Annotated in this window: 11 protein-coding genes and 2 pseudogenes; 11 read left to right on the forward strand and 2 right to left on the reverse strand. The window is 71.2% G+C overall.

Features of this window, described 5'->3' with window-relative positions:
- Positions 1 to 15: 15 nt before the first annotated feature.
- The 9 genes and pseudogenes from ftsW to ACZ6J5_RS13350 all read left to right on the forward strand — a co-directional run.
- On the forward strand, positions 16 to 1356 hold the full coding sequence (ftsW, locus tag ACZ6J5_RS13310; RefSeq protein ID WP_469390834.1) for a putative lipid II flippase FtsW: 1341 nt from the start codon (positions 16 to 18) through the stop codon (positions 1354 to 1356).
- A gap of 6 nt (positions 1357 to 1362) precedes the next feature.
- Complete coding sequence (murG, locus tag ACZ6J5_RS13315; RefSeq protein ID WP_362363508.1) at positions 1363 to 2457, forward strand: undecaprenyldiphospho-muramoylpentapeptide beta-N-acetylglucosaminyltransferase; 1095 nt, start codon at positions 1363 to 1365, stop codon at positions 2455 to 2457.
- Positions 2458 to 2481: 24 nt separating this feature from the next.
- Positions 2482 to 3279, forward strand: coding sequence for a cell division protein FtsQ/DivIB (locus ACZ6J5_RS13320; RefSeq protein ID WP_469390836.1), 798 nt, complete (start codon positions 2482 to 2484; stop codon positions 3277 to 3279).
- 280 nt (positions 3280 to 3559) lie between these two features.
- Positions 3560 to 4774: a cell division protein FtsZ gene (ftsZ, locus tag ACZ6J5_RS13325; RefSeq protein ID WP_469390838.1), complete on the forward strand. Its 1215-nt coding sequence runs from the start codon at positions 3560 to 3562 to the stop codon at positions 4772 to 4774.
- Complete coding sequence (pgeF, locus tag ACZ6J5_RS13330) at positions 4771 to 5511, forward strand: peptidoglycan editing factor PgeF (RefSeq protein WP_469390840.1); 741 nt, start codon at positions 4771 to 4773, stop codon at positions 5509 to 5511. Before ftsZ ends, pgeF begins: the two co-directional genes overlap by 4 nt.
- Positions 5508 to 6227, forward strand: coding sequence for a YggS family pyridoxal phosphate-dependent enzyme (locus tag ACZ6J5_RS13335; RefSeq protein WP_469390842.1), 720 nt, complete (start codon positions 5508 to 5510; stop codon positions 6225 to 6227). The genes pgeF and ACZ6J5_RS13335 overlap by 4 nt, the downstream gene beginning before the upstream one ends.
- 139 nt (positions 6228 to 6366) lie before the next feature.
- Complete coding sequence (locus tag ACZ6J5_RS13340) at positions 6367 to 6990, forward strand: cell division protein SepF (protein ID WP_469390844.1); 624 nt, start codon at positions 6367 to 6369, stop codon at positions 6988 to 6990.
- Positions 6991 to 7062: 72 nt separating this feature from the next.
- On the forward strand, positions 7063 to 7353 hold the full coding sequence (locus tag ACZ6J5_RS13345) for a YggT family protein (protein WP_362471196.1): 291 nt from the start codon (positions 7063 to 7065) through the stop codon (positions 7351 to 7353).
- A 76-nt stretch (positions 7354 to 7429) separates the two neighbouring features.
- A pseudogene (locus ACZ6J5_RS13350) lies at positions 7430 to 7561 on the forward strand (DivIVA domain-containing protein); the annotation flags it as partial.
- 270 nt (positions 7562 to 7831) lie between these two features.
- Here ACZ6J5_RS13350 and ACZ6J5_RS13355 read toward each other — a convergent pair.
- A pseudogene (locus tag ACZ6J5_RS13355) lies at positions 7832 to 8209 on the reverse strand (hypothetical protein); the annotation flags it as partial.
- 624 nt (positions 8210 to 8833) lie between these two features.
- Complete coding sequence (gene ileS, locus ACZ6J5_RS13360) at positions 8834 to 11974, reverse strand: isoleucine--tRNA ligase (protein ID WP_469390846.1); 3141 nt, start codon at positions 11972 to 11974, stop codon at positions 8834 to 8836.
- Positions 11975 to 12537: 563 nt separating this feature from the next.
- Here ileS and ACZ6J5_RS13365 point away from each other — a divergent pair.
- Positions 12538 to 13308 (forward strand): TraR/DksA family transcriptional regulator, encoded by a 771-nt coding sequence (locus ACZ6J5_RS13365; protein ID WP_469390848.1) that lies wholly within the window; start codon positions 12538 to 12540, stop codon positions 13306 to 13308.
- Between the two features lie 34 nt (positions 13309 to 13342).
- Positions 13343 to 13924, forward strand: a complete 582-nt coding sequence (gene lspA, locus ACZ6J5_RS13370; protein WP_469390850.1) for a signal peptidase II — start codon at positions 13343 to 13345, stop codon at positions 13922 to 13924.
- Positions 13925 to 13970: the final 46 nt, after the last annotated feature.

Below are 13970 nucleotides of genomic sequence, written 5' to 3' on the forward strand. Positions count from 1 at the left end.
GAGGGGACGGCGACCATGCCGAGCAGAACCGCAGGGGCGCGCGGCCCGTCCGCCGTACGCGGCGGAGGGCGCGCCCCGGCCCCGCCGCGCAAGCCGCGCCGGGGCGGGCTGCGCGGGCTGCCCGAACGGGCCCGCAGGGCCTGGGACCGGCCGCTCACGGCGTACTACGTGATCGTCGGCGCCGGGCTGCTCATCACCGCGCTCGGCCTGGTGATGGTCTACTCGGCCTCGATGATCACGGCGCTCCGCTACGACCTGGTGCCCTCGTACTTCTTCCGCAAGCAGTTCTTCGCGGCGCTGCTCGGGGCGGGGCTGCTGCTGGTGGCCTCCCGGATGCCGGTGAAGCTGCACCGGGCGCTGGCCTACCCGATCCTGGTCGGGGCGATCTTCCTGATGGTCCTCGTCCAGATCCCCGGGATAGGGGTGGCGGTCGGCGGCAACCAGAACTGGATCTCGCTGGGCGGACCGTTCATGCTCCAGCCCAGCGAGTTCGGCAAACTGGCGCTGATCCTGTGGGGGGCCGACCTGCTGGCCCGCAAACAGGACATGAAACTGCTCACACAGTGGAAGCACATGCTGGTCCCGCTGGTGCCCGGAACGTTTCTGCTGCTCGGGCTGATCATGCTGGGCGGTGACATGGGCACGGCGATCATCCTTTCGGCGATCCTCTTCGGACTGCTGTGGACCGCCGGCGCGCCCACCCGGCTCTTCGTCGGGGTGCTGTCCGTGGCCGGGGCGATCGGCTTCCTGCTGATCAAGACCAGCGACAACCGCCTGAAGCGCTTCGCCTGCATCGGGGCCACCGATCCCGGCGGAGAGGGCGCCCCGTGCCTCCAGGCGGCGCACGGGATCTACGCCCTGGCCTCCGGCGGCTGGTTCGGTTCCGGCCTCGGGGCGAGTGTGGAAAAATGGGGCCAACTCCCCGAAGCGCACACCGACTTCATCTTCGCCGTCACCGGTGAGGAGCTGGGTCTCGCGGGGACGCTGTCGGTACTGGCCCTGTTCGCGGCTCTAGGCTATGCGGGTATCCGCGTGGCCGGACGCACGGAGGACCCCTTCGTGAGGTTTGCCGCGGGAGGCGTGACCACCTGGATCACGGCGCAGGCCGTGATCAACATCGGTGCGGTGCTCGGTCTGCTGCCGATCGCCGGAGTCCCGCTCCCGCTGTTCTCCTACGGGGGATCGGCCCTGCTGCCGACCATGTTCGCCGTCGGGCTCCTGATCGCCTTCGCGCGACAGGAACCCGCCGCGAAAGCGGCCCTGGCCCTGCGCCGCCCCGGCTGGGGCAAGCGGGCCGGGGGGAGATGGAAGTCGATGCGACGGCGCGTCAAGAAGCGTCCGTCCGGAGAGCGGTGAATTTCGGTGCATGTCGTCCTCGCCGGCGGAGGTACCGCCGGCCACATCGAGCCCGCGCTCGCACTCGCGGACGCCCTGCGCAGGCAGGACCCCTCCGTGGGGATCACGGCGCTGGGCACGGAGAAGGGCCTGGAGACCCGGCTGGTCCCCGAGCGGGGCTATGAGCTGGCGCTCATCCCCGCCGTGCCGCTGCCCCGCAAGCCCACGCCCGAGCTGATCACCGTCCCCGGACGGCTGCGCGGCACCATCAAGGCCGCCGAGCAGGTCCTGGAGCGGACCAAGGCGGACTGCGTGGTCGGCTTCGGCGGCTATGTGGCGCTGCCCGGCTACCTGGCCGCCAAGCGGCTCGGCGTGCCGATCGTGGTCCACGAGGCGAACGCCCGGCCCGGCCTGGCCAACAAGATCGGTTCGCGGTACGCGGCCGGGGTCGCCGTGGCCACCCCGGACTCCAAGCTGCGCAACGCCCGTTACATCGGCATCCCGCTGCGGCACACCATCGCGACCCTCGACCGCGCCCGCGTGCGCCCCGAGGCGCGCGCCGCCTTCGGGCTCGACCCGAACCTGCCGACGCTGCTCGTCTCGGGCGGCTCGCAGGGCGCCCGGCGGCTCAACGAGGTGGTCCAGCAGATCGCCCCGGTGCTCCAGCGCTCGGGCATCCAGATCCTGCACGCGGTCGGCCCGAAGAACGAATTGCCGCGTGTCGACAACATGCCCGGAATGCCGCCCTACGTGCCGGTACCGTACGTGGACCGGATGGACCTCGCGTACGCCGCCGCCGACATGATGCTCTGCCGCGCGGGCGCGATGACCGTCGCCGAGCTCTCCGCCGTCGGGCTGCCGGCCGCCTACGTCCCGCTGCCCATCGGCAACGGCGAACAGCGGCTGAACGCCCAGCCGGTGGTCAAGGCCGGCGGTGGACTCCTCGTCGACGACGCGGAGCTGTCGCCGCAGTGGGTGCAGGGCAACGTCCTGCCCGTACTGGCCGATCCGCACCGGCTGTACGAGATGTCCCGCGCCGCCGCCGAGTTCGGCCGCCGGGACGCCGACGACCTGCTCGTCGGCATGGTGTACGAGGCGATCGCCGCCCGCCGACAGGCGTAGCGGCGGCGGAAAGGGAGACGCCCTGTGGCAGCCGGACCGGCGACCGAGCAGAAGAGCGCGAGCGGCGGGTCCAAGGGCTCGCCCGGGGCGTCCCCCGGGTCCGGCGGCCGGTGGGCGCGGGTCCCCGGCCCGCGCACCCTCCTCCTCGCCCTCGGCGCGCTCGCCCTGCTGGCCGGCGGCGTCTGGGTCCTCTACGGCTCGAACTGGCTCCGCGTGGAGCGGGTGAGCACCTCCGGCACGGAGGTGCTCATCCGGGCCGAGGTGGAGCGGATCGCGGCGGTCCCGGTCGGCGCGCCGATGGTCTCGGTCGACACCGACGGGATCGAGGCGCGGCTGCGCGAGCGGCTGCCCCGGATCGACAGCGTGGACGTCGTCCGGTCCTGGCCGCACGGAATCGGCCTGAAAGTGACCGAGCGCAAGCCCGTACTCCTGTGGGAAAAGGGCGGAAAGTTCATCGAAGTGGACTCCGGCGGTGTGCGGTTCGCCACCGTCGCCAAGGCGCCCCGCGGTGTACCCCGGCTCGTGCTCGACGCGGGCGCCTCGCCCAGCCTGCGCCGCTTCGACGAGGAGCGGCTGCTGGCCGAGGCGGTAGGCGTGACGGGCGAACTCCCGGAGAAAATCGCCCAGGACGCCCGTGTCGTCCGGATCGCGTCGTATGACTCCATCACCCTGGAGCTCGGCAGGGGGCGCACGGTCTTCTGGGGCAGTGGTGAGGACGGGGCCGTCAAGGCCCGGGTCCTGGCCGCGCTGATGAAGGCGACTCCCAAAGCGGGGCACTTCGACGTAAGTGCCCCCACGGCGCCCGCTTCGTCGGGAAGTTGACGCTCATCACCCCTGGCCAGCACCCTGGTTGGCCAGCGCTACGGGTGATCACATAGGGTGAAAAGAAAAACGGGAGGTTCGGCGTGTTCGTTGAACGTGCGCCACTTGTCGACTTAGTGTCCTGTTCGGAAGAGTCCAGCGAACAGAGACACTGGTAACCCTAAACTTCAACGTTAGGGTTTGGGTCGGCGTTTCGGACCGTCCCAATCGGCATCCGTCGTCGCGGCGCGCTTACCACCGCGAAGCGGCGACACGTAACTCGAGGCGAGAGGCCTTCGACGTGGCAGCACCGCAGAACTACCTCGCAGTCATCAAGGTCATCGGTGTCGGCGGCGGTGGTGTCAATGCCATCAACCGAATGATCGAGGTCGGTCTCAAGGGCGTCGAGTTCATCGCCATCAACACCGACGCTCAGGCGCTGTTGATGAGCGACGCCGACGTCAAGCTCGACGTCGGCCGTGAACTCACCCGCGGCCTCGGCGCCGGGGCCAACCCGGCAGTCGGCCGCAAGGCGGCAGAGGACCACCGCGAGGAGATCGAGGAGGTCCTCAAGGGGGCCGACATGGTCTTCGTGACCGCCGGCGAGGGCGGCGGCACCGGCACCGGCGGCGCACCCGTCGTCGCCAACATCGCGCGCTCGCTCGGCGCCCTGACGATCGGTGTGGTCACCCGGCCGTTCACCTTCGAGGGCCGCCGGCGCGCCAACCAGGCGGAGGACGGCATCGCCGAGCTCCGCGAAGAGGTCGACACCCTCATCGTCATCCCGAACGACCGGCTGCTGTCGATCTCGGACCGTCAGGTCTCCGTGCTCGACGCCTTCAAGTCGGCCGACCAGGTGCTGCTGAGCGGTGTCCAGGGCATCACCGACCTCATCACCACCCCGGGCCTGATCAACCTGGACTTCGCCGACGTCAAGTCGGTCATGTCCGAGGCGGGTTCCGCACTCATGGGCATCGGCTCCGCCCGCGGCGACGACCGCGCCGTGGCCGCGGCCGAGATGGCGATCTCCTCGCCGCTCCTGGAGGCGTCCATCGACGGCGCCCGCGGTGTGCTGCTCTCCATCTCCGGCGGCAGCGACCTCGGTCTCTTCGAGATCAACGAGGCCGCCCAGCTGGTGAGCGAGGCCGCCCACCCGGAGGCGAACATCATCTTCGGCGCCGTCATCGACGACGCCCTCGGCGACGAGGTGCGGGTCACCGTCATCGCCGCGGGCTTCGACGGCGGCCAGCCGCCGGCCCGCCGCGACAACATCATCGGCTCGGCCTCGGCCAAGCGCGAGGAGCCGGCCCCGGCCCCCCGCGCCGCGGAGACCTCCCGCCCGCTGGGCGGACTGGGCACGGTGACCCCGCGCGACGAGCCCCCGGTGCCGGTCGAGCCGGCCCCGGCCATCGGCGAGACCCCGCTGCCGCCCGTCTCCTCGCCGGTCGTCCCGCCGGCCCGCCCGTACCCGGACACCCAGGCCGAAGAGCTGGATGTCCCGGACTTCTTGAAGTGATAGGGCAGCGTTACGACACGAGCGGCGCCCACTTCGCCTTCACCGACCGGTGGGGCGGGGTGAGCGCCGTTCCGTACGAGGAGCTCAACCTCGGCGGAGCCGTCGGCGACGACCCCGCGGCCGTCCTCGCCAACCGCGAGCGGGCCGCGACCGGGCTGGGTCTCGACCCGGCCCGGGTGGTCTGGATGAACCAGGTCCACGGAGCCGACGCCGCCGTGGTGGACCGCCCCTGGGGGACGGACCCCGTCCCCTCGGTGGACGCGCTCGTCACCGGCCGGCCCGGCCTCGCCCTCGCGGTGCTCACCGCGGACTGCGTGCCGGTCCTGCTGGCCGACCCCGTCGCCGGGGTCGTCGCCGCCGCCCACGCCGGGCGGCCCGGGATGGCCGCCGGAGTCGTCCCGGCCGCGGTGGCCCGGATGACCGAACTAGGCGCCCGCCCCGAGCGGATCGTCGCCCGCACCGGCCCGGCCGTCTGCGGGCGCTGCTACGAGGTGCCGGAGGAGATGCGCGCCGGGGTCGCCGCCGTCGAACCGGCCGCGTACGCCGAGACCTCCTGGGGGACCCCCGCCGTCGACGTGACCGCGGGCGTCCTGGCCCAGCTCGCCCGACTGGGCGTCACCGACGCGGCGGCGAGCGGGGTCTGCACCCTGGAGTCGCCGGACCACTACTCGTACCGCCGCGACCGCACCACCGGGCGACTCGCGGGATATGTCTGGCTGAACCGGGAAGAGACATGACGGACCGCACCGAGGAACTGGCCGCGAATCTGGCACGGGTGGAGGAGCGCATCGCCGCCGCGTGCGCCGCCGCCGGCCGGGCGCGCCGGGACGTGACCCTCATCGTGGTCACCAAGACCTACCCCGCCAGCGACGTGCGGATCCTGCACGGACTGGGGGTCCGTCATGTCGCCGAGAACCGCGACCAGGACGCCGCCCCCAAGGCGGCCGCCTGCGCGGACCTGGACCTGAACTGGCACTTCGTGGGCCAGTTGCAGACCAACAAGGTCCGTTCCGTGGTGGGTTATGCCGATGTGGTGCAGTCCGTCGACCGGCTGAAGCTGGTCTCCGCCCTCTCCGCGGGCGCGGAGAAGGCGGAGCGGGAGCTGGGCTGCCTGATCCAGGTGGCGCTGGACGCCGAGTCCGGCGCGCGCGGCGACCGGGGCGGGGTCGCGCCCGACGGGATCGAGGAGTTGGCCGCCGCGGTGGACGCGGCGCCGGGACTGCGGCTGGACGGACTGATGACCGTCGCCCCGCTGGCCGGCGCGTACGCCGGTCGGCAACGCGCCGCCTTCGACCGGTTGATGGATTTGTCGACTGCCCTGCGCGCGACCCGTCCGGCTGCGAACATGGTGTCAGCAGGGATGAGTGCGGACCTCGAGGAGGCCGTGGCGGCCGGAGCGACACACGTGCGCATCGGTACGGCGGTACTCGGTGTCCGCCCGAAGCTCGGGTAACGTCGCGAAGCAGGTCGGACCACAGCAGAAAATATGGTCATTCCGCCAGAAAGGCGGGGAGACCACGTGGATCGCGGGCACTTGGTGACACTGCGACATTCGGTAAGGGCGATCCACCACAGAGCGGAGGATGCAGAGCATGGCCGGCGCGATGCGCAAGATGGCGGTCTACCTCGGCCTCGTGGAGGACGATGGTTACGACGGCCGGGGCTTCGACCCCGACGACGACTTCGAACCCGAGCTGGAGCCGGAGCCCGAGCGCGACCGGCGCCATCACCAGCCCCCGCGCCAGGTGGAGCGGGAGGAACCGGTACGAGTGGTCTCCCCGCCCGCGCCCCGCGAGCCGGTGTCCCATTCTGTCCCGGTATCCGCAGAAAGCGGACGTCCGGCCCGCATTGCCCCCGTGGCATCCATCACACCCGAACGTCCGAGCCTGGAGAAGAACGCACCGGTGATCATGCCCAAGGTCGTGTCCGAGCGGGAGCCCTACCGCATCACCACGCTGCACCCGAGGACCTACAACGAGGCCCGTACCATCGGGGAACACTTCCGTGAGGGCACTCCGGTGATCATGAACCTCACGGAGATGGACGACACCGACGCGAAGCGACTTGTCGACTTTGCCGCCGGTCTCGTCTTCGGTCTCCATGGCAGCATTGAGCGCGTGACGCAGAAGGTGTTCCTGTTGTCGCCTGCTAACGTCGATGTCACGGCGGAGGACAAGGCCCGCATCGCAGAGGGCGGATTCTTCAACCAGAGCTGAGAACCGAGACCGAGAACGACCCGGCCGCAGGGCGGCCGGACAAGCGAGAGCCAGGGGAGAGGGAAGCGCGGGATGGGCGTCGCACTACAAGTGGTCTACATCGCGCTGATGTGCTTCCTGGTCCTCCTGATCTTCCGGCTGGTCATGGACTACGTCTTCCAGTTCGCCCGTTCATGGCAACCCGGCAAGGCGATGGTGGTCGTTCTGGAGGCCACCTACACTGTCACCGATCCACCGCTCAAGCTTCTGCGGCGGCTCATCCCGCCGCTGCGTCTCGGGGGCGTGGCACTCGACCTGTCCTTCTTCGTTCTGATGATCATCGTCTACATCCTGATCAACGTCGTGAGTGGTTTCGCGAGGTGATGGTGCAGGAACATCAGGGAAATGTGGACGATACGGTCTTGCCGACTGCCGACGACTACGTAGAGGTGAAGAAGAGATGCCGTTGACCCCCGAGGACGTGCGGAACAAGCAGTTCACGACCGTCCGCCTTCGAGAAGGCTATGACGAAGACGAGGTCGATGCCTTCCTCGACGAGGTCGAAGCCGAACTGACCCGGCTGCTCCGCGAGAACGAGGACCTGCGCGCCAAGCTGGCCGCCGCGACCCGTGCCGCCGCGCAGAACCAGCAGCAGCAGGGTATGCGCAAGCCCCCGGAGCAGCAGGACCGGCCCGTCGGTCCCGGCGCCCCGGTGCCCGCCGCCATATCCGGACCGCCGGCCCAGCAGCAGCCCCCGCAGATGGGCCCGCCGCAGCTTCCGTCCGGTGCCCCGGCGCTGCCCGCCGGCCCCATGCAGGGTGGCCCGATGCAGGGCGGTCCGATGCAGGGCGGTCCGATGCAGGGTGGCCCCATGCAGGGCGGTCCCATGCAGGGCGGCCCCATGCAGGGTGGCCCGATGCAGGGCGGCCCCATGCAGGGTGGCCCGATGCAGGGCGGTCCGATGGGCCCCGGCCCGATGCAGGGCGGTCCCATGCAGGGCGGCCCCATGGGTCACCCGCAGCAGCAGATGCAGCAGATGCAGCCGGCTCCGCAGGGCCCCGGCGGCGACAGCGCCGCGCGTGTCCTCTCGCTGGCCCAGCAGACCGCCGACCAGGCGATCGCGGAGGCCCGTTCCGAGGCCAACAAGATCGTCGGCGAGGCGCGTTCGCGCGCCGAGGGCCTGGAGCGGGACGCCCGCGCCAAGGCCGACGCCCTGGAGCGGGACGCGCAGGAGAAGCACCGCGTCGCGATGGGCTCCCTGGAGTCCGCCCGCGCCACGCTGGAGCGCAAGGTCGAGGACCTGCGGGGCTTCGAGCGTGAGTACCGGACCCGCCTGAAGTCGTACCTGGAGTCGCAGCTGCGTCAGCTGGAGACCCAGGCCGACGACTCGCTGGCCCCGGCGCGCACGCCCGCGACCGCGTCCCTGCCGCCGTCCCCCTCGATGGCCTCGGCGGGTGCCCCCGCCCCGTCCTTCGGCGGCAACGGCCCGATGGGCGGCGCCCCGTCCTACGGCGGCCAGCAGCAGATGTCCCCGGCGATGACCCAGCCGATGGCTCCGGTCCGGCCGCAGGCCCCGCAGCCGATGCAGCAGGCGCCGGCGCCGATGCGCGGCTTCCTGATCGACGAGGACGACAACTGACGGCGCCGCACGTCCGCGCGCTGAGCGCGTAGCCGTCGGCGGCAGTCGCAAGGGCCGGGCCCCGGGTGAGAATCCGGGGCCCGGCCCTTGCGCGTCGGGGGATCTCCTTCCGGTGGTTCAGCCGGATCCCCTTCCGGCGGACCAGCCGGATCCCCCTGCCGCGGAGTCCGGATACGGGAAAGGGCCCGGCCCCCTCGCGGGGTGCCGGGCCCTTCGCCGTATCCGCTACGCCTTGCGGAGGCGGAAGCTGAGCGCCAGGCCCTCGTCCTCGAACGGGCTGCCGTACGAGTCGTCGCCCGCGCCCTCGGCGTGGTCCGTGGCCAGCACCTCGTCCGCGATCAGGCCCGCGTGGGCGGCCAGCGCCTCGGCCGTCTCCGGCGAGGTGGAGGTCCAGCGCAGCGCGATCCGGTCCGCCACGTCCAGGCCGCTGTTCTTGCGGGCCTCCTGGATCAGCCGGATCGCGTCACGGGCCAGGCCCGCCTTGCGCAGCTCCGGGGTGATCTCCAGGTCGAGCGCGACCGTGGCGCCCGAGTCGGAGGCCACCGACCAGCCCTCGCGCGGGGTCTCCGTGATGATGACCTCCTCGGGCGTCAGGGTCACCTGCTCGCCGTTCACCGTGACGACCGCCTCGCCGCCGCGCAGCGCCAGGGACAGCGCGGCCGCGTCGGCCGAGGCCACCGCCTTCGCCACGTCCTGGACGCCCTTGCCGAACCGCTTGCCCAGCGCCCGGAAGTTGGCCTTGGCGGTGGTGTCGACCAGGCTGCCGCCGACCTCGGAGAGGGAGGCCAGCGAGGAGACGTTCAGCTCCTCGGTGATCTGCGCCTGGAGCTCGGGGGAGAGCGCCGCGAAGCCGGTCGCCGCGACCAGCGCGCGGGACAGCGGCTGACGGGTCTTCACCCCGGACTCGGCGCGGGTCGCGCGGCCCAGCTCGACCAGGCGGCGGACCAGCAGCATCTGCTCGGACAGCACCTCGTCGACCAGGGCGGCGTCCGCCTCCGGCCAGGTGGCGAGGTGGACGGACTCCGGGGCGTCCGGGGTGACCGGGACGACCAGGTCCTGCCAGACCCGCTCGGTGATGAAGGGGGTCAGCGGGGCCATCAGGCGGGTGACCGTCTCGACGACCTCGTGCAGGGTGCGCAGCGCGCCCTTGTCGCCCTGCCAGAAGCGGCGGCGGGAGCGGCGCACGTACCAGTTGGACAGGTCGTCGACGAAGGCCGAGAGGAGCTTGCCGGCCCGCTGGGTGTCGTACGCCTCCATGGCCTCGGTGACGGCGCCGACCAGCGTGTTCAGCTCGGAGAGCAGCCACTTGTCGAGGACCGTGCGGTCGGCCGGCGCCGGGTCCGCGGCCGAGGGGGCCCAGCCCGAGGTGCGGGCGTACAGGGCTTGGAAGGCGACGGTGTTCCAGTAGGTGAGGAGCGTCTTGCGGACGACCTCCTGGATGGTGCCGTGGCCGACCCGGCGGGCCGCCCAGGGGGAGCCGCCGGCCGCCATGAACCAGCGCACCGCGTCGGCGCCGTGCTGGTCCATCAGCGGGATGGGCTGGAGGATGTTGCCCAGGTGCTTGGACATCTTGCGGCCGTCCTCGGCGAGGATGTGGCCGAGGCAGACCACGTTCTCGTACGAGGACTTGTCGAAGACCAGGGTGCCGACGGCCATCAGCGTGTAGAACCAGCCGCGGGTCTGGTCGATCGCCTCGGAGATGAACTGCGCCGGGTAGCGGCTCTCGAACAGCTCCTTGTTCTGGTACGGGTAGCCGTACTGCGCGAACGGCATGGAGCCCGAGTCGTACCAGGCGTCGATGACCTCCGGCACGCGGACGGCCTCGTGCGCGCAGCCCTCGGTGGGGCAGGTGAAGGTGACCGCGTCGATGAACGGGCGGTGCGGGTCCAGCTCGGACTGGTCGGTGCCGGTCAGCTCGGACAGCTCGGCGCGCGAGCCGACGCAGGTCAGGTGGTCGTCCTCGCAGCGCCAGATGGGCAGCGGGGTGCCCCAGTAGCGGTTGCGGGAGAGCGCCCAGTCGATGTTGTTGTTGAGCCAGTCGCCGAAGCGGCCGTGCTTCACCGAGTCCGGGAACCAGTTGGTCTTCTCGTTCTCTTCGAGAAGGCGGTCCTTGACGGCGGTCGTACGGATGTACCAGGACGGCTGCGCGTAGTAGAGCAGCGCCGTGTGGCAGCGCCAGCAGTGCGGGTAGCTGTGCTCGTACGGGATGTGCCGGTAGAGCAGGCCGCGCTCGTCGAGGTCGGCGGTCAGCTTCTCGTCGGCCTTCTTGAAGAAGACGCCGCCGACCAGCGGGACCTCCTCGAAGGTGCCGTCGGGGCGGACCGGGTTCACGACCGGCAGACCGTAGGCGCGGCAGACCTTGAGGTCCTCCTCACCGAAGGCGGGGGACTGGTGGACCAGACCCGTGCCGTCCTCGGTGGTGACGTACTCGGCGTTGACCACGTAGTGGGCCTCGGCCGGGAAGTCGATGAGCTCGAAGGGGCGCTGGTAGGTCCAGCGCTCCATCTCGGCGCCGGTGAAGGACTCGCCGGTGGTCACCCAGCCGTCGCCCAGCGCCTTGTCCAGCAGCGGCTCGGCGACGACGAGGCGCTCGTCGCCGTCGGTGGCGACCACGTAGGTCACCTCGGGGTGGGCGGCGACGGCAGTGTTGGACACCAGGGTCCACGGGGTCGTCGTCCAGACCACCAGGGCCGCCTTGCCGGCCAGCGGGCCGGAGGTCAGCGGGAAGCGCACGTAGACCGAGGGGTCGACGACCGTCTCGTAGCCCTGGGCCAGCTCGTGGTCGGAGAGGCCGGTGCCGCAGCGCGGGCACCAGGGGGCGACGCGGTGGTCCTGGACCAGCAGGTCCTTGTCGAAGATCTGCTTCAGCGACCACCAGACCGACTCGATGTACGAGGGGTCCATGGTGCGGTACGCGTCGTCGAGGTCCACCCAGTAACCCATCCGGGTGGTGAGCTCGGCGAAGGCGTCGGTGTGCCGGGTCACGGACTCGCGGCACTTGGCGTTGAACTCGGCGATGCCGTACGCCTCGATGTCCTTCTTGCCGGAGAAACCGAGCTCCTTCTCGACGGCGAGCTCGACGGGCAGGCCGTGGCAGTCCCAGCCGGCCTTGCGGGCCACGTGGTAGCCGCGCATGGTGCGGAAGCGGGGGAAGACGTCCTTGAAGACGCGCGCCTCGATGTGGTGGGCGCCGGGCATTCCGTTGGCGGTCGGCGGGCCCTCGTAGAACACCCACTCGGGGCGTCCCTCGGACTGCTCCAGGGTCTTGGCGAAGACCTTGTTGTCCTGCCAGAAGTCGAGCACGCCGTGCTCGAGCGCGGGCAGGTCTACCTGGGCGGGCACCTGGCGGTATTGCGGCGGCGTCATGCTTGCGAGCTCCTCCGGCGGACTTGTTTCGCTTCCGTCCGGAGGGACGAGAGCAGTGCTCCCGCGGTACCACCCTCCTTGGCCCGGGGCGGCCGCTGCCGTCCCGCGCCCCCTCATTGGGGTCGCGACGCCGGTTCTACTCGCCGTGGTCGCCCGTGGCTTTCTTCCGGCGGCTCCGGGGTGATGCTTCACATCGGGCTCGCCCCCGGGCTCTCACCGTCCCCGGGTCGCTCATGGCTGCTTGCGACGCTACTCGTCCCCATCCAAGCCTTTCGCTGAGCCCAGTGTACGGGGCCGGGGCGGGCCCGGCCGACCGGATTTCCCGCGTTTCCCGGTGACCCGAATGGGCACACGGGCCCGCCCGGAGTCGGACTTCGGCCAAGTGGGGGACGGCCGGGACGGATAACCGGCCGGGGAGCTGGGCACAACGCAGGCAGGTCCGTCCCGACGGGCGCCGGGGCGGGCGTGCAGGGCGGCGTGCCCCGTTGCCGCGGGCCCTGGGCCGATTTATCGTCCCAGCACGATTCGCGCGCAAGATCACAAAATGTGTAAGGGGCCGCGACATGGTGGCGAAGAAGACCGCCGCGAAGAAGACGACGGCCGCGCGGAAGACGGCGGCCGCCGAGGAGTCCGCGCCCGCGAAGAAGGCGGCGGAGGACCGCGCGGCCCCCGTGAAGAAGGCGGCATCCGCGAAGAAGAAGGCCACGGCGAAGAAGGCCACGGCGAAGAAGACCACGGCGAAGGCCGTCGCCAAGAAGGCCGTCGCCGAGAAGGCCGCCAAGACGGCCGTGAAGAAGACCGCGACCGCCAAGAAGGCGCCCGCCAAGGCGGCGAAGGCCGCGACCGAGAAGACAGGAGCCAGGACGGTGGCAGCGAAGAAGACCGCGGGTGGCGTCACGACGGCCCCGGGCGAGGCCGCGGTGCCTCACTCCCGGCCCGGCGAGCTCGCCGTGCGCCCGGGCGAGGACCCCTGGACGCCCGAGGAGGTCGCCGAGGCCCGCAACGAGCTCCAGTCGGAGGTGCTGCGGCTGCGCAGCGAGCTGGTCCACTCGCGGGAGGAGCTGACCGGGCTGATGCGCGACTCCGGCGACGGGGCCGGCGACGACCAGGCCGACACCGGCACCAAGAACATCACCCGCGAGCACGAGCTGGCCCTGGCGGCCAACGCGCGCGAGATGCTGGAGCAGACCGAGCACGCCCTGGAGCGGCTCGACGCGGGCACGTACGGCCTGTGCGAGGTCTGCGGCAAGCCGATCGGCAAGGCCAGGATGCAGGCGTTCCCCCGGGCCACACTGTGTGTGGAGGACAAGCAGAGGCAGGAGCGCCGCGGCTGACGCGGCCGGAGGAGTGTGCCGTACCCTCGTGCACATGGCAGAGGCGGAGAGCGTCATCGGTACGCCGGATTCAGGTACGCCGGATTCAGCAGGGGCCGACGAGACGGCCGTCCCCGAGGAGCGTCCCAGGGGGAGGCGGCGGATCGTCGCGCTCCTCGTCGTGGCCGTGCTGGCCTATCTTCTCGACCTCGGCAGCAAGATGCTGGTGGTCGAGGAGCTGGAGGGGCGCGCCCCGATCAAGGTGATCGGCGACCTGCTGCGCTTCGAGGCCATCCGGAACCCGGGGGCCGCCTTCGGCATGGGCGAGGCGTTCACGTTCATCTTCACCGGGATCGCGGCCGTGGTGATCGTCGTGATCATCCGGCTCGCCCGCAAGCTCTACAGCCTGCCCTGGGCGATCGCGCTGGGCCTGCTGCTGGGCGGTGCGCTGGGCAACCTCACCGACCGGATCTTCCGCTCGCCGGGCGTCTTCGAGGGGGCGGTCGTCGACTTCATCGCCCCCGCCCACTTCGCCGTCTTCAACCTCGCCGACTCGGCGATCGTCTGCGGCGGCATCCTCATCGTCTTCCTGTCCTTCCGGGGCCTGGACCCGGACGGAACGGTCCACAAGGACTGAGCCGGAACCCCCGCCCGACCCGTGCGGACGACAGCGTGTCGTCCGC

The sequence above is a fragment of the Streptomyces sp. NPDC042100 genome, from assembly GCF_055582325.1.

Excerpts from the sequence above, each read along its gene's own strand:
- ftsW (WP_469390834.1), top strand. The coding sequence starts at position 16 with ATGCCGAGCAGAACCGCAGGGGCGCGCGGCCCGTCCGCCGTACGCGGC.
- ACZ6J5_RS13335 (WP_469390842.1), top strand. The coding sequence starts at position 5,508 with ATGACGGACCGCACCGAGGAACTGGCCGCGAATCTGGCACGGGTGGAG.
- ACZ6J5_RS13340 (WP_469390844.1), top strand. The coding sequence starts at position 6,367 with ATGGCCGGCGCGATGCGCAAGATGGCGGTCTACCTCGGCCTCGTGGAG.
- ACZ6J5_RS13345 (WP_362471196.1), top strand. The coding sequence starts at position 7,063 with ATGGGCGTCGCACTACAAGTGGTCTACATCGCGCTGATGTGCTTCCTG.
- ileS (WP_469390846.1), bottom strand. The coding sequence starts at position 11,974 with ATGACGCCGCCGCAATACCGCCAGGTGCCCGCCCAGGTAGACCTGCCC.
- ACZ6J5_RS13365 (WP_469390848.1), top strand. The coding sequence starts at position 12,538 with ATGGTGGCGAAGAAGACCGCCGCGAAGAAGACGACGGCCGCGCGGAAG.
- lspA (WP_469390850.1), top strand. The coding sequence starts at position 13,343 with ATGGCAGAGGCGGAGAGCGTCATCGGTACGCCGGATTCAGGTACGCCG.